The sequence below is a fragment of the Leclercia sp. TB492 genome, from assembly GCF_049974505.2.
In the GTDB taxonomy this organism is placed as follows: domain Bacteria; phylum Pseudomonadota; class Gammaproteobacteria; order Enterobacterales; family Enterobacteriaceae; genus Enterobacter; species Enterobacter adecarboxylatus_C.
In genome coordinates, this window is record NZ_CM127572.1 from 3,884,403 (window position 1) to 3,899,871 (window position 15,469).

The 15,469-nt window shown below is 56.3% G+C and carries 16 protein-coding genes; 7 read left to right on the forward strand and 9 right to left on the reverse strand.

Features of this window, described 5'->3' with window-relative positions; translation table 11 throughout:
• Window positions 1–101: 101 nt before the first annotated feature.
• The gene (gene rpiA, locus ACP4QI_RS18350; protein WP_032613951.1) at window positions 102–761 is read right to left on the reverse strand and encodes a ribose-5-phosphate isomerase RpiA; all 660 of its coding nucleotides are present in this window, start codon (window positions 759–761) and stop codon (window positions 102–104) included.
• Between the two features lie 150 nt (window positions 762–911).
• Here rpiA and argP point away from each other — a divergent pair, with 150 nt between their 5' ends.
• A complete protein-coding gene (gene argP / locus ACP4QI_RS18355) occupies window positions 912–1,805 on the forward strand; it encodes a DNA-binding transcriptional regulator ArgP (protein ID WP_106994367.1) in 894 nt (297 codons plus the stop codon).
• A gap of 60 nt (window positions 1,806–1,865) precedes the next feature.
• On the opposite strand, the gene ACP4QI_RS18360 is transcribed toward argP, so the two are convergent.
• The 6 genes from ACP4QI_RS18360 to epd all read right to left on the reverse strand — a co-directional run bounded on the left by ACP4QI_RS18360 (window position 1,866) and on the right by epd (window position 7,974).
• Window positions 1,866–2,657 (reverse strand): oxidative stress defense protein, encoded by a 792-nt coding sequence (locus ACP4QI_RS18360; RefSeq protein WP_426495710.1) that lies wholly within the window; start codon window positions 2,655–2,657, stop codon window positions 1,866–1,868.
• A 92-nt stretch (window positions 2,658–2,749) separates the two neighbouring features.
• A complete protein-coding gene (gene argO, locus ACP4QI_RS18365; protein ID WP_142487025.1) occupies window positions 2,750–3,385 on the reverse strand; it encodes an arginine exporter ArgO in 636 nt (211 codons plus the stop codon).
• A gap of 141 nt (window positions 3,386–3,526) precedes the next feature.
• On the reverse strand, window positions 3,527–4,384 hold the full coding sequence (locus ACP4QI_RS18370) for a small-conductance mechanosensitive channel MscS (protein WP_142487026.1): 858 nt from the start codon (window positions 4,382–4,384) through the stop codon (window positions 3,527–3,529).
• Window positions 4,385–4,572: 188 nt separating this feature from the next.
• Complete coding sequence (gene fbaA, locus ACP4QI_RS18375) at window positions 4,573–5,652, reverse strand: class II fructose-bisphosphate aldolase (RefSeq protein WP_142487027.1); 1,080 nt, start codon at window positions 5,650–5,652, stop codon at window positions 4,573–4,575.
• A gap of 89 nt (window positions 5,653–5,741) precedes the next feature.
• Window positions 5,742–6,905 carry a phosphoglycerate kinase gene (gene pgk / locus ACP4QI_RS18380; RefSeq protein WP_285128509.1) on the reverse strand — a complete coding sequence of 388 codons (1,164 nt, stop codon included), beginning with the start codon at window positions 6,903–6,905 and terminating at the stop codon, window positions 5,742–5,744.
• Window positions 6,906–6,954: 49 nt separating this feature from the next.
• Complete coding sequence (gene epd, locus ACP4QI_RS18385; protein ID WP_142487028.1) at window positions 6,955–7,974, reverse strand: erythrose-4-phosphate dehydrogenase; 1,020 nt, start codon at window positions 7,972–7,974, stop codon at window positions 6,955–6,957.
• Window positions 7,975–8,350: 376 nt separating this feature from the next.
• Between epd and ACP4QI_RS18390 the strand changes: the two genes are divergently transcribed.
• From ACP4QI_RS18390 to ACP4QI_RS18410, 5 genes are read left to right on the forward strand one after another with little or no spacing between them, the layout of a single operon-like run.
• Entirely contained in the window at window positions 8,351–8,776 is a 426-nt protein-coding gene (locus ACP4QI_RS18390; RefSeq protein WP_285111951.1) for a PPC domain-containing DNA-binding protein, read from the forward strand.
• A gap of 26 nt (window positions 8,777–8,802) precedes the next feature.
• Window positions 8,803–9,381, forward strand: a complete 579-nt coding sequence (locus ACP4QI_RS18395; protein ID WP_426495711.1) for an ECF transporter S component — start codon at window positions 8,803–8,805, stop codon at window positions 9,379–9,381.
• Window positions 9,382–10,089, forward strand: coding sequence for an energy-coupling factor transporter transmembrane component T family protein (locus tag ACP4QI_RS18400; RefSeq protein WP_142487031.1), 708 nt, complete (start codon window positions 9,382–9,384; stop codon window positions 10,087–10,089).
• Complete coding sequence (locus ACP4QI_RS18405; protein ID WP_285128512.1) at window positions 10,077–10,754, forward strand: ABC transporter ATP-binding protein; 678 nt, start codon at window positions 10,077–10,079, stop codon at window positions 10,752–10,754. The genes ACP4QI_RS18400 and ACP4QI_RS18405 overlap by 13 nt, the downstream gene beginning before the upstream one ends.
• Window positions 10,748–11,398, forward strand: coding sequence for an ABC transporter ATP-binding protein (locus ACP4QI_RS18410; protein WP_426495712.1), 651 nt, complete (start codon window positions 10,748–10,750; stop codon window positions 11,396–11,398). The genes ACP4QI_RS18405 and ACP4QI_RS18410 overlap by 7 nt, the downstream gene beginning before the upstream one ends.
• Window positions 11,399–11,442: 44 nt before the next feature.
• On the opposite strand, the gene tkt is transcribed toward ACP4QI_RS18410, so the two are convergent.
• A complete protein-coding gene (tkt, locus tag ACP4QI_RS18415; protein ID WP_142487034.1) occupies window positions 11,443–13,434 on the reverse strand; it encodes a transketolase in 1,992 nt (663 codons plus the stop codon).
• Between the two features lie 280 nt (window positions 13,435–13,714).
• Here tkt and ACP4QI_RS18420 point away from each other — a divergent pair, with 280 nt between their 5' ends.
• Window positions 13,715–14,473, forward strand: coding sequence for a M48 family metallopeptidase (locus ACP4QI_RS18420; RefSeq protein ID WP_142487035.1), 759 nt, complete (start codon window positions 13,715–13,717; stop codon window positions 14,471–14,473).
• Window positions 14,474–14,513: 40 nt separating this feature from the next.
• Here ACP4QI_RS18420 and speB read toward each other — a convergent pair whose 3' ends face one another.
• Window positions 14,514–15,434 (reverse strand): agmatinase, encoded by a 921-nt coding sequence (gene speB, locus ACP4QI_RS18425; RefSeq protein ID WP_014071686.1) that lies wholly within the window; start codon window positions 15,432–15,434, stop codon window positions 14,514–14,516.
• Window positions 15,435–15,469 lie beyond the last annotated feature (35 nt).

A 15,469-nucleotide genomic window follows, 5' to 3' on the forward strand; every position in this document is an offset into this window, starting at 1 on the left:
GAAAGCGGCAGGATCGTCAGAAGAGGGTTAGAAATGTGACACAAGTCACCGAATATCGCTTTTGCAAAAAAAGTTAGCGGGGGGAGGCTCCCCCCGTCAGATCATTTCACGATGGTTTTAACGCCATCGGCGGTGCCGATCAGGGCGACATCCGCGCCACGGTTGGCGAATAACCCTACAGTTACCACGCCCGGCAGGCCGTTGATGGCATTCTCCAGCGCCACGGCGTCGAGGATCTCCAGACCATGAACATCCAGAATCACGTTACCGTTGTCCGTCACTACGCCCTGGCGGTATTCCGGGCGGCCACCCAGTTTCACCAGCTCACGGGCAACCGCGCTGCGCGCCATCGGGATCACTTCAACCGGCAGCGGGAAGTTGCCGAGAATATCCACCTGCTTGGAGGCATCGGCGATACAGATAAACTTATCCGCCACGGAGGCGATGATTTTCTCGCGCGTCAGCGCCGCGCCACCGCCCTTGATCATCTGCATATGGCCGTTGATCTCATCCGCGCCGTCGACATAAATTCCCAGACGGTCAACTTCGTTCAGATCGAAAACGGTGATCCCCAGACTTTTCAGCTTTTCCGTGGATGCATCGGAGCTCGACACTGCGCCCTCGATCTGGCCTTTCATCGTGCCCAGCGCATCAATAAAGTGTGCTGCCGTTGACCCTGTGCCCACGCCGACAATGGTACCCGGCTGTACATACTGGAGAGCGGCCCATCCTACTGCTTTTTTCAGTTCATCCTGCGTCATGATCTCTTGCCCGTGGTGATTTTGCGTGACGCGCATTATAGAGCATTCGCCTGTGGCATGTGATCTGCGAGGTCACCAATTTCGTCTGTATCAAACATAAATTTATGTCATAGTGCGAAGTATTGAATTTTTTGGGAGTCAGCCAGAGCAATGAAACGTCCGGACTACAGAACATTACAGGCGCTTGATGCCGTTATTCGTGAACGCGGATTCGAACGCGCAGCCCAAAAGCTGTGCATTACCCAATCCGCGGTTTCACAACGAATCAAACAGCTTGAGAACATGTTCGGGCAGCCGCTGCTGGTTCGTACCGTGCCGCCGCGTCCAACCGAACAGGGGCAAAAGCTGCTGGCGCTGCTGCGGCAGGTTGAGCTGCTGGAAGATGAGTGGCTGGGGGATGAACAGACCGGCTCCACGCCGCTGCTGCTCTCTCTGGCGGTCAACGCCGACAGCCTGGCAACCTGGCTCCTCCCTGCCCTCGCCCCGGTGCTGGCCGATTCGCCTATCCGTCTGAATTTACAGGTAGAAGATGAAACCCGTACCCAGGAGCGTCTGCGCCGCGGTGAAGTGGTGGGCGCAGTCAGTATCCAGCCTCAGGCGCTGCCTAGCTGTCTGGTGGATCAGCTGGGGGCGCTGGATTATCTTTTCGTCGGCTCGAAAGCCTTTGCCGAGCGTTACTTCCCGAACGGCGTCACCCGCGCGGCACTGCTGAAAGCGCCTGCCGTGGCCTTTGACCATCTGGATGATATGCATCAGGCGTTTTTACAGCAGAACTTCGACCTGCCGCCCGGTAGCGTACCCTGCCATATCGTTAACTCCTCCGAAGCCTTCGTGCAGCTGGCACGTCAGGGCACCACCTGCTGCATGATCCCGCATCTGCAGATCGAGAAAGAGCTGAACAGCGGCGAGCTGATCGACCTGACGCCGGGCTTACACCAGCGCCGTATGCTCTACTGGCATCGCTTTGCGCCGGAAAGCCGGATGATGCGCAACGTCACCGATGCGCTGCTGGCTCATGGACATAAAGTCCTGCGCCAGGATTAATAAAAAAGCCGGGTCGCATTCACGCTGACCCGGCCTGTTATCGGTGCTGACAAACAAAACTTACGGTGCTTTGGTCGCCGTATCCTGTTGCTGATTCTGCTGTACCGGCTGGTTCTGCTGAGCCTGCTCATTCTGCTGCTGACCCTGCGCTGGCTCCAGCTGGAACACCACGTCAACCTGATCGTCAAACTGAATCGTTGGCTGTTCGTAAGTATCCTGCGCGGAGACCGGTGCCGCTTCCGCTTTCATCATGCGCACCATCGGGCTCGGCTGATAGTTAGAGACGTGGTAACGCACGCTGTAAACCGGACCCAGCTTGCTGTTAAAGCCAGAAGCCAGCTGCTGCGCCTGACGCACCGCATCATCGATCGCCGCTTTACGCGCTTCATCTTTATACTTCTCAGGTTGCGAAACGCCCAGGGAGACAGAACGGATTTCGTTCAGACCCGCTTTCAGCGCGCCATCCAGCAGGGAGTTGAGCTTATCAAGCTGACGCAACGTGACTTCCACGCTACGCACCGCGCGGTAACCTTTCAGGATGCTTTTGCCATCCTTATAGTCATAATCCGGCTGGGTACGCAGGTTGGCAGAGTTGATATCTTTTTTAGCAACGCCGTTCTGCTCCAGGAAAGAGAGATATTGCGCAACGCGATCGTCGGCCTGTTTCTTGGCAGTGGCCGCATCTTTTGCCGCCACGTTCACCTCGATGGCTAAGGTCGCGATATCCGGTGCCGCATCCACGCTTGCGGTGCCGGAGGTGACAATGTGCGGACTGTCAGGCAGCTCACTGGCCTGAACGGATGTTGCGCCTAAACCCATTAATGCCGCCAGGGCGATTACATTCAACTTCACTTTTATTCCTCCATGTTGCGAAGAGTGCCCATGTAGCAGGGCGCATGCCAGCAAGCTTAGCGGCTGCTGGTCGAATGTCCATAAGACAACGCTTAGTAGAATAGTTCACGAATGTGATGAATCCCCTCTTTCGCCAGCTGGAAAGCGATAAACCACATCACTACGCCGACCAGGCCGTTGATAATCCGCTGGGCTTTGGCGGTGCGCAGGCGGGGAGCCAGCCAGGCGGCGAGCAGCGCCAGGCCAAAGAACCACAGGAAAGAGGCGCTCACGGTACCCAGCGCAAACCAGCGCCTCGGTTCGGCATCCAGCTGTCCTCCCAGGCTACCCAGCACCACGAAGGTATCCAGATAGACGTGCGGATTGAGCCAGGTTACCGCCAGCATGGTAACGATAATCTTCCAGCGCCCCTGCTTCATCACTTCGGCACTGGCCAGCTCAATATTGCTGCCCATTGCCGTTTTCAGGGCACCAAAGCCGTACCACAGCAGAAACGCGACGCCGCCCCAGGTGACCAGCGCCAGCAGCCAGGGGGATTGCATCAGCAGCGCGCTGCCGCCGAAAATCCCGGCGCAGATCAGGAGCATATCGCTCATCGCGCAGAGCAGCGCAATCATCAGATGATACTGGCGACGAATCCCCTGATTCATGACGAACGCATTTTGCGGGCCGAGGGGCAGGATCATTGCCGCGCCAATCATAAGGCCTTGAATATAAAAAGAGAACATGGAAATTAATCTCAGAAAGCTGTCTTGAAGGCAGACTATACTGCGGCAGGATAATTAGAGGAAATGGATAATATTAATTGGCAATTAGCTAAGCTAATTAGAACCCGGCAGCGTTGCGCCTGCCGGGTCGTTGAGAAGCGGTTATTCCTCTGATTCTTTCACGCGCTTAAAGTTCACGTCCATCTGCGGATACGGGAAGCTAATACCGTTGGCATCGAAGTCACGCTTGATGCGCTCCAGTACGTCCCAGTAGACATTCTGCAAATCGCTGCTGTTGCTCCAGACGCGCACCACAAAGTTGATCGATGAAGCGCCCAATTCGTTCAGACGGACAATCATGTCACGATCCTTCAGAATCCGATCGTCAGACTCGATAATGTTGGTGAGCAACTGCTTTACCTTATCGATATCAGAGTCATAGGCCACCCCGATAATAAACTCGTTACGACGCACCGGCTCACGGGAGAAGTTGATAATGTTGTTGGCGATGATCTTACCGTTCGGGATCACCACGATGCGGCCATCGATGGTACGCAGGGTAGTAGAGAAGATCTGCACCTGCAGCACGGTACCGGCCACGCCGCCCAGATCGACATACTCACCGGAGCGGAACGGACGGAAGGTCACCAGCAGTACCCCGGCCGCCAGGTTCGACAGCGACCCCTGCAGCGCCAGACCAATGGCCAGACCGGCGGCACCCAGTACAGCGATAACCGACGCAGTTTGTACCCCGACCCGGCCAAGCGCCGCAATCAGCGTAAACGCGATAACGCCGTAGCGTACCAGGGCGGAGAGGAAATCCGCCACCGTGGCATCAATATGACGCGCCCGCATCACGCGGTTAACCGCATTAGAGATGATGCGCGCCACGATCATACCGACGACGATAATGGCGATGGCCGCCACAATGTTAACGGCGTAACTCAACAACAATGCCTGGTTACGCACCAGCCAGGAGCCCGCGTTATTGATGCTATCTACAACACCGAGATCTTCCATTCAATATTCCTTATCTAAGCCAGACCATAAAAATGCATCCCCCATCGAGGCAGGCAAGTTAGTAAAGGGTAAACAAAAGCGGGGAGTTTTGCCAAACAGATCACATAAATAGTGCCTGTAGCCAGTTGAAAAAGCATAAAAAAAGCCCGCGATTAACGCGGGCTTTCTGAGGCTTTTAGCAGCACAAATTACAGAACGTCAACCGCGTTCAGCTCTTTGAATGCCTGCTCCAGACGCGTCACCATAGAGGACTGGGCTGAACGCAGCCACACGCGCGGATCGTAGTATTTCTTGTTCGGCTGGTCTTCGCCTTTCGGGTTGCCCAGCTGGCCCTGCAGGTAAGCTTCGTTGGTTTTGTAGTACTGCAGGATACCGTCCCAGGTTGCCCATTGGGTGTCGGTATCGATGTTCATTTTGATAACACCGTAGCTTACGGAGTCTTTGATTTCCTGAGCAGAAGAACCGGAACCGCCGTGGAAGACGAAGTTCAGGCTGTTGTGCGGCAGGTTGTGTTTCTTAGAAACGTATTCCTGAGAATCACGCAGAATGGTTGGGGTCAGCACCACGTTGCCTGGTTTGTACACGCCGTGTACGTTACCGAAGGAGGCAGCGATGGTGAAACGCGGGCTGATTTTGCTCAGCTCGGTGTAAGCGTAATCAACGTCTTCTGGCTGAGTGTACAGGGCAGAAGCGTCCATGTGGCTGTTGTCCACGCCGTCTTCTTCGCCACCGGTGCAACCCAGTTCGATTTCCAGAGTCATGTCCATTTTGGCCATGCGCGCCAGGTATTTGGAGCAGATCTCGATGTTCTCTTCCAGAGACTCTTCAGACAGGTCGATCATGTGAGAAGAGAACAGTGGTTTACCGGTTGCTGCGAAATGTTTTTCACCCGCGTCCAGCAGACCGTCGATCCACGGCAGCAGTTTCTTCGCGCAGTGGTCGGTGTGCAGGATAACCGGAACACCGTAGTGTTCAGCCATCTGGTGTACGTGATGTGCGCCAGAGATTGCGCCCAGGATTGCCGCGCCCTGAGGAACGTCAGTTTTCACGCCTTTACCTGCGATAAACGCAGCGCCGCCGTTGGAGAACTGAACGATTACCGGTGCTTTAACTTTTGCTGCGGCTTCCAGTACGGCGTTGATTGAGTCGGTACCGACGCAGTTAACAGCTGGCAGAGCAAAGTTGTTTTCTTTTGCTACCTGGAACACCTTCTGAACGTCATCACCAGTGATCACGCCAGGTTTTACGAAATCAAAAATTTTAGACATGTTGCGAGTCCTGTATCTTCGGCCTTGGAAAGGGGCGTGCTCTTAAAAGCGCGCTGAAAATTGGGCAGGTTCCCCTGCCCTAAAATGGCTTACTTCTTAGCGCGCTCTTCGAGCATGGCTACTGCTGGTAGAACTTTGCCTTCCACGAATTCGAGGAATGCGCCGCCGCCAGTGGAGATGTAGGAGATCTTGTCGGAAATACCGAACAGATCGATTGCTGCCAGGGTATCACCGCCGCCAGCAATGGAGAATGCTTCGCTGTCTGCAATCGCGTTAGCCACGATTTCAGTACCTTTACGGAAGTTCGGGAATTCAAACACGCCAACCGGGCCGTTCCACAGAATGGTTTTCGCATTCTTCAGGATTTCAGCCAGTTTCTCTGCAGAGGCGTCGCCCAGGTCCAGAATCTGCTCTTCATTTTTGATGTCAGAGACGGATTTCAGTTCAGCGGTTGCGGTTTCAGAGAACTCAGTCGCTACGCGAACGTCAGTCGGAACAGGGATATCACAGGTAGTCAGCAGGCGTTTTGCTTCGTCAACCAGGTCTGCTTCGTACAGGGATTTACCTACGTTGTGGCCCTGAGCGGCAACGAAGGTGTTGGCGATACCGCCACCGACGATCAGCTGGTCAGCGATTTTGGACAGAGAGTCCAGAACGGTCAGTTTGGTAGACACTTTAGAACCGCCAACGATAGCCACCATTGGACGAGCTGGTTCTTTCAGGGCTTTGCCCAGCGCTTCCAGTTCGTCAGCCAGCAGTGGACCTGCACAGGCGACATCAGCGTATTTACCGATACCGTGAGTAGAAGCCTGTGCACGGTGAGCAGTACCGAAAGCATCCATTACGAACACGTCGCACAGGGCAGCGTATTTTTTGGACAGGGTTTCGTCGTCCTTCTTCTCGCCTTTGTTAAAGCGAACGTTTTCCAGAACAACCAGCTCACCTTCAGCAACTTCAACGCCGTCCAGGTAGTCTTTAACCAGACGTACCGGGCTGGACAGTTTGTCTTTCAGGTAATTAACAACCGGCAGCAGAGAGAATTCTTCGTTGTACTCGCCTTCGGTCGGACGACCCAGGTGGGAGGTTACCATCACTTTCGCACCCTGCTTCAGTGCCAGTTCGATGGTTGGCAGAGATGCACGGATACGCGCGTCGCTGGTCACTTTCCCATCTTTAACCGGTACGTTCAGATCCGCACGGATGAAAACGCGTTTACCTGCCAGATCCAGATCGGTCATCTTAATTACAGACATGGTGAATCCTCTCGTTGATTCTTAAAGTTTTGCAGACGCAATACGCGCCTTACCTGAAACCTTGTGCGGCCATGGCTAACGTGGTGTCGAGCATCCTGTTAGCAAAGCCCCATTCATTATCACACCAGACCAGCGTTTTGATCAGATGCGCCCCACTCACGCGCGTTTGGGTGCCATCAACAATGGCGCTATGCGGATCGTGGTTAAAATCTACTGAGACCAACGGTAATTCCGTATAGTCAACTATACCATGAAATGCTTGCTGTGCCGCTTTTTGCAGCAACAGGTTGACCTCACAGGCTTTTACCGGTTTTTTCACGGTCACGCTGAGGTCGATCGCCGTCACGTTGATGGTAGGAACACGCACGGCGATAGCTTCAAAACGGTCTTCAAACTGGGGGAAAATTCGGGTAATACCGGCCGCCAGTTTGGTGTCCACCGGGATAATGGACTGACTCGCCGCGCGAGTGCGTCGCAGATCCGGGTGGTATGCGTCAATGACCTGCTGATCGTGCATGGCGGAATGAATCGTGGTCACGGTGCCCGATTCAATGCCATAGGCATCGTCCAGCAGTTTGATGACCGGAATAATACAGTTGGTGGTGCAGGAGGCATTGGAGACGATGCGGTGTTCCGCTTGCAGCTCATGATGGTTAACGCCGTAAACCACCGTGGCATCGAGATCGTTACTGCCGGGATGTGAGAAGAGCACTTTCTTCGCGCCAGCCGCCAGATGGGCTTCGCCATGTCCGCGATTGCCGTAGACGCCGGTACAGTCGAGCACCACATCCACGCCCAGCTCACGCCAGGGTAAGGCGTCGATCGTCTGCTCGTGCAGCACACGAATCACGTCATCACCAACGAACAGCTGCTCTCTCTCCTGACGAACGTCCCAGGCAAAGCGCCCATGGCTGGTGTCATACTTCAATAAATGCGCCATGCCTGCGGCATCCGCCAGTTCATTGATGGCCACCACGGTCATTTCCGCCCGACGCCCGGATTCATATAAAGCACGAACCACGTTGCGTCCGATGCGACCGAAACCATTAATCGCTACGCGTACGGTCATAAGTCTCCTGCAAAGCTTTCCCTGATTCGAGGTGGCTGACAGAGTAATCCAGCAACGCTCTGAGGGGAATCCTCGCCTGTCACAAACTCCAACTGATTGGTCATTTGTCGAACGTTTAATCGACTGAAACGCTTCAGCTAGAATAAGCGAAACATGGAATAAAGGAAATCTCTGTCCAGACCAATAAGCCAGCTATATGACGCACGTCACATTTAGCGTGCAATTATCGCCGGTTTTATTCCATATTCCAGAATCGTGAATAAGCGTAGCAAGATCTTTTCGTTGTCGCGGCGTAAATCCTGATTTATATCAGAAAGCACATCCCCCGGCGCCGATACTATGTGCGGCACGTCCGAGTCTCGGAGTCCTGCAAATTATGACTATGCTTCACGCCTCTTCATCAGAAGCCCGCTTTTATGCCCTTCGTCTGCTTCCCGGCCAGGAGGTGTTTTCGCAGTTGCACGCCTTTGTGCAACAGCATCAACTACTCGCCGCCTGGATTGCCGGCTGTACCGGTAGCCTGACCGACGTCGCGCTGCGCTATGCCGGACAGGAGGCCACCACCCTGCTAACCGGTACCTGGGAAATTATCTCCCTCAATGGCACGCTCGAGCTGACCGGTGAACATCTGCACCTCAGCGTTTCAGATCCGCAAGGGAGAATGCTCGGAGGCCATATGATGCCGGGCTGTACCGTGCGCACCACCCTTGAGTTAGTGATCGGCGAGCTGAAAGAGCTGGCATTCAGCCGCCAGCCCTGCCCGCTTTCCGGCTATGACGAACTGCATATCTCCCCCCGTTAATTGACCACTCAGCAAGAGGTTTCTCTATGTCCCGTCGCCCGTTTTCCAGCCAGGCTCTGGTCCTGATTGTGATCGCTATTGCCATCAACATGATCGGCGGTCAGCTGATCAGCATGCTTAAGCTACCTATTTTTCTCGACTCCATCGGCACCTTGATCAGCGCCGTGCTGCTCGGCCCGGTTATCGGCATGTTGACCGGTCTGCTGACCAACCTGCTGTGGGGGCTGTTAACCGATCCTATTGCCGCCGCCTTTGCGCCTGTGGCTATGGTGATCGGCCTGGTTGCCGGCTGGCTGGCGCGGGCAGGCTGGTTTCGCACCCTGCCGAAAGTGGTGGTCAGCGGGATTGTTATTACCCTCGCCGTCACGCTGGTAGCGGTGCCGTTACGCACCGCTCTCTTTGGCGGCGTAACCGGTGGCGGTGCCGACCTGTTTGTCGCCTGGTTGCAGGCCGTCGGGCAAAAGCTGGTGGAGTCTGTCGCCATCACCGTGCTGGGTGCCAATCTGGTTGATAAAGTGCTGACCGCAGTGCTGGTGTGGATCCTGCTGCGCCAGCTGCCTCTACGCACCACGCGCCATTTCCCGACAATGGCAGCCGTGCGTTAGATGCATCCGTTTACCTCGTTAACCCTATGGGCACTGGCGGCTTGCAGCACCTTGCTGCTGCCACCCCAGACCCTGCTGCCCGTGTACAGCGGGGCCACTTTTCTCTGCCTGGTGGGGCTTAAACTCACCCGACGGCGGGCAAAATATGTTGCCTTACTGATGATCCCTTTTGGAATGGGTTTATGGCTGGTACATGGCGGCATGCTGGTGGAGTGGGTCAGCGGCGAGCCTCGCGATCCGCAGCGCTGGGCGCACGCCATCACGCTGTGGCTGCGCATTCTGGCCATTGTCTCGACGTCGCAGCTGTGGATGGCATACGTGCCGGTTCAACGATTTATCCGGGCGCTGTTTGCCTCCCGTCTGCCGCCTGGCGTGGCCTACCTGTTTGCCGGCCCGCTGCTGGTGGTTGAACAGCTTAAACGCCAGCTGACGATAATCCATGAGGCCCAGCGAGCGCGCGGCGTACCGCTGGACGAAGCCTGGTATCAGCGTCTTGCCGCAATCCCCGCCCTGATTGTGCCGCTCACCCACAATGCACTCAATGATTTAGCCGTACGCGGTGCCGCGCTGGATATGCGGGGCTTTCGCCTGCATCGCACGCGCACCACGCTGTGGGCTCCGCATGACAGTACCCTACAGCGCCTGGCGCGCTACGGCATGGTTCTGCTGATGGTGACGGAAACGGGGGTCTGGTTATGGTTACGCTAAAGCAGTTTCGCTTTCTCCCCCTCCATGCTACCCACTCGCCTTCATGCCTGGATTTCCACTGTTCCGGGCCGGGAATGGTGGCAGTTTTGGGTGATAACGGCAGCGGAAAAAGCACTCTGGCGCAGCTTATGGCAGGCTGGTATCCGGACTTTCTGCCCGGCAAGATTGAAGGCAAGGGGCTGCTGCTGGGAACCCCGGTCGGAGAGTTATCCCTCGTGGAGCGTTCATCCGCCATCCAGCTGGTGCAGCAGTCGCCTTATCTGCAGCTTTCCGGCTGTACTTTCAGCGTTGAGGAGGAGGTGGCGTTTGGCCCGGAAAACCTCTGCCTCGACGAAGCGGAAATTTTGCAGCGCATTGACGCAGCGCTCACCCTGACCGACTGTCAGCCTTTGCGCCATCGTCATCCCGGCACGCTCTCCGGCGGCGAAACCCAGCGCGTGGTGATCGCCAGCGCGCTCGCCATGCAGCCCAGACTGTTAATTCTCGATGAAGCCTTCAGCCGCCTGACCTCGCAAGCCGCCGACAGGCTGCTGGAACGGCTGCGCCACTGGGCGCTGGAACACCGCTCTCTGATTGTGCTTTTCGAGCGCAATCCTTCCCCTTTTATTATCCACTGTCAGCAGGTCTGGCAGCTGCGCAACGGAGCTTTACATCCTTTATGTTAATCCTGAATCAGGTCAAGTATCGCTGGCCAGGTGCGGCAGATGAGTGCCTCCGCGACATCTCGCTTACGCTCAGGGAGGGCGAATGGCTGGCGCTAACGGGTGATAATGGCGCGGGAAAATCCACGCTGTTGCGCATTATGGCCGGGCTTCTCATCCCCTCCTCTGGCGCGGTGACCTTTAAAGCTGACCCGATAGCGCAGCTGAAAAACCGCCAGCGCGCCCGTCATATTGGCGTGCTGTTTCAGGAGGCGGAAAACCAGATTTTCCACAGCAGGGTTGCCGAAGAGGTGGCGTTTGGCCTGAAGCTGCAAAAATTACCGGCGGCTGACATTGCGCGCCGTACTCAGGACGCCTTACAGCTGTGCCGGCTAGAGGAGGTTGCCGACGCCCATCCGCTTGATCTACACACGGCACAACGGCGGATGGTGGCCGTCGCCAGTCTCGAGGCGATGGCGCCAGAGGTTCTACTGCTGGATGAACCCAGCCGGGATTTTGATTCCCACTGGCTGGCGGTATTTGAAAACTGGCTGGCGGTGTGTCGTCAGCGCGGAACCAGCGTCGTGGCGATCAGCCATGACGCGGCCTTTACCCGACGTCATTTTTCGCGCGTGGTTCGTCTGGAGGCGGGTCGGTTATTGCCATAAAAAAGGGCCGCTTTCGCGACCCTTCATGTGCTCTGCTTATGTAATTACAGCAGTTCTTTCGCTTTCGCGACCACGTTCTCAACGGTGAAGCCGAACTCTTCGAACAGCTGCTCAGCCGGAGCAGACTCACCGAAAGTGGTCATGCCGACGATAGCGCCGTTCAGGCCCACGTATTTGAACCAGTAGTCAGCGATACCCGCTTCGACAGCAACACGGGCAGAAACGGCTTTCGGCAGCACGGATTCACGGTAAGCCGCGTCCTGCTTGTCGAAGGTGTCGGTAGACGGCATGGAAACCACGCGAGCTTTCACGCCTTCGCCTGCCAGCTGATCCCAGGCCGCAACGGCCAGTTCAACTTCAGAACCGGTCGCGATGAAGATCACCTGTGGCTGACCGTCGCAGTCTTTCAGCACGTAACCGCCGCGGGCGACGTTCGCCAGCTGCTCTTCGGTACGATCCTGCTGAGCCAGGTTCTGACGGGAGAGGATCAGTGCGGTCGGGCCGTCCTGACGCTCAACGCCATATTTCCACGCTACCGCGGATTCAACCTGGTCACATGGACGCCATGTAGACATGTTTGGGGTAACACGCAGGGAAGCGACCTGCTCAACCGGCTGGTGAGTCGGGCCATCTTCGCCCAGACCGATAGAGTCGTGGGTGTAGACCATCACCTGACGCTGTTTCATCAGCGCAGCCATACGCACCGCGTTACGGGCATATTCCACGAACATCAGGAAGGTGGAGGTGTACGGCAGGAAACCGCCGTGCAGGGAGATACCGTTGGCAATCGCGGTCATGCCGAATTCACGTACACCGTAATGGATGTAGTTACCGGCAGCATCTTCATTGATCGCTTTAGAACCAGACCAGATAGTCAGATTAGAAGGCGCCAGGTCAGCGGAGCCGCCGAGGAACTCTGGCAGCCACGGGCCGAAAGCTTCGATCGCATTCTGGGACGCTTTACGGCTGGCGATTTTGGACGGGTTCGCCTGCAGTTTAGCGATGAACTCGTTCGCTTTCGCGTCGAAGTCAGACGGCATGTCGCCTTTCATACGACGGGTGTATTCAGCCGCTTCCTGCGGGAAGGCTTTCGCGTAGGCAGCAAATTTCTCGTTCCAGGCCGCTTCTTTGGCCTGACCGGCTTCTTTTGCATCCCACTGCGCGTAGATCTCAGACGGGATCTCAAACGCGGCGTGTTTCCAGCCCAGCTGTTCGCGGGTCAGAACGATCTCAGCGTCACCCAGCGGGGCACCGTGTGAGTCGTGGGTACCGGCTTTGTTCGGGGAACCGAAACCGATGATGGTTTTGCACATCAGCAGGGACGGTTTGTCGGTCACAGCACGGGCTTCTTCTACTGCGCGTTTAATCGCTTCAGCATCGTGGCCGTCAACGCCACGCACCACGTGCCAGCCGTAGGCTTCGAAACGTGCTGCGGTATCGTCGGTGAACCAGCCTTCAACGTGGCCGTCGATGGAGATGCCGTTGTCGTCATAGAACGCAACCAGTTTGCCCAGCTTCAGGGTACCGGCCAGGGAGCATACCTCGTGAGAGATACCTTCCATCATGCAGCCGTCGCCGAGGAATGCATAGGTGAAGTGGTCAACAATGTCGTGACCCGGACGGTTGAACTGCGCCGCCAGCGTCTTCTCAGCAATCGCCATGCCCACTGCGTTAGCAATACCCTGGCCCAGCGGACCGGTAGTGGTTTCAACACCTGCGGTGTAACCCACTTCCGGGTGACCCGGGGTTTTGGAGTGCAGCTGACGGAAGTTTTTCAGCTCTTCGATTGGCAGGTCATAGCCGGTGAGGTGCAGCAGGCTGTAGATCAGCATGGAGCCGTGGCCGTTGGACAGCACGAAGCGGTCGCGGTCAGCCCAGGCCGGGTTCTGCGGGTTGTGGTTCAGGAAATCACGCCACAGCACTTCGGCAATGTCAGCCATACCCATCGGGGCACCCGGGTGACCGGATTTAGCTTTTTGTACAGCATCCATGCTCAGCGCACGAATAGCATTGGCAAGCTCTTTACGTGAGGACATTTTGACTCCAGATCGGATGTTGAAGGCCATACCCGTTTCGGCTTGACGACAGCGCGTTTTGGGCTACGCCAGAAAAAAGTGCCAACAATGTAACCCAAGCGACAAAGCATGTACATGGACCATTCTTTTGCCGGTTAAGAAATCTCTGGAACAGGCTCGCACGTTGCGCAATCTTCTCGCCCGCCTCCGTTTATATTCTTTATACTTAGCCATACTCCGGCTTCGCTGCCGTGATGTACTTTCAGAATTTATCGTGTTTAACGAGTGCGGAAGCAACCTAATGAAAATGCGTGCAATAGTGCTGGCTCTGGGAACGACGCTCCTGCTGAGCGGGTGTCAGAATATGGACTCTGGCGGTCTGATGAGCTCCGGGGCAGAGGCTTTTCAGGCCTACTCCCTGAGCGATGCTCAGGTTAAAACATTAAGCGATGAGGCCTGTAAGGAGATGGACGGTAAAGCCACCATCGCGCCGGCAGGCAGCACTTACGCTCAGCGTCTGGATAAGATTGCTTCTGCTCTTGGTGACAACATCAATGGCCAGCCGGTGAACTATAAGGTCTACATGGCTAAAGACGTCAACGCCTTCGCCATGGCCAACGGTTGCATCCGCGTCTACAGCGGGCTGATGGACATGATGAACGACAACGAAGTCGAAGCGGTTATCGGGCATGAAATGGGTCACGTTGCGCTTGGCCACGTGAAGAAAGGGATGCAGGTTGCGCTTGGCACCAACGCCGTTCGCGTGGCGGCAGCGTCTGCCGGCGGCATTGTCGGGAGCCTCTCCCAGTCGCAGCTTGGCGATCTCGGTGAAAAACTGGTCAACTCCCAGTTCTCCCAGCGTCAGGAATCTGAAGCCGATGACTACTCTTACGATCTGTTGCGCAAACGCGGCATCAATCCGTCAGGTTTAGCCACCAGCTTCGAAAAACTGGCCCAGCAGGAAGCGGGGCGTCAAAGCTCAATGTTTGACGATCACCCTGCCTCTGCAGCGCGTGCGCAGCATATTCGCGATCGCATGTCCGCAGACGGCATTAAGTAACCTCGATAAAAAGGCCGGGCAACATGTCCCGGCCTCTCTATTATTCGCCTTTTTTCGCCGCCTGAATGTAGAGCATTTCCAGTGCCAGGGTCGCCGCGGCCAGCGCGGTGATCTCGGACTGGTCGTAAGCAGGCGCCACTTCTACCACGTCCATGCCAACGATGTTCAGATCCTTCAGGCCGCGTACCAGCTTAATGGCGCGATCGGAGGTCAGGCCGCCGATCACCGGGGTACCGGTGCCCGGAGCAAAGGCCGGATCCAGGCAGTCGATGTCGAAGGTCAGGTACACCGGCATGTCGCCAACGATCTGCTTCACCTGCGCGATGATGTCATCCACACCGCGATCGTTCACCTGGCCGGCGTCCAGCACGGTGAAGCCATTGTCTTTATCGAACTCGGTACGAATCCCGATCTGCACCGAGTGATTAGGATCGATCAGGCCTTCGTTCGGCGCGGTGAAGAACATGGTGCCGTGGTCGAATTCGCAGCCGTTCGCGTAGGTGTCGGTATGGGCATCGAAATGCACCAGCGCCATCTTACCGAAGTGCTTCGCGTGGGCGCGCAGCAGCGGCAGGGTCACGAAGTGGTCACCGCCGAAGGAGAGCATACGCTTGCCGGCAGCCAGCAGCTTCTCGGCGTGGGCCTGCAGTTTTTCACTCATTTCACGCGCGTCACCGAAGGCATACACCAGGTCGCCGCAGTCAACCACGTTCAGGCGCTCGCGCATGTCGAAGTTCCACGGGAAACGGTTGTGCTCCCAGGCGAGGTTGGTAGAGACCTGACGAATCGCCGCCGGGCCATGACGGCCACCGGCACGACCGGATGTCGCCATATCAAATGGCACCCCGGTGATCACCCAGTCCGCATCGCTGTCGTACGGCTGGAAGTTCATCGGAAGGCGTAAAAAACCAAAAGCGTTAGATACCAGAGAGTTATCGTACTGATGCCCTAAAGTGCTCATGTCCTGACCTCTTTATAACGTCGGTGCATTGAAAA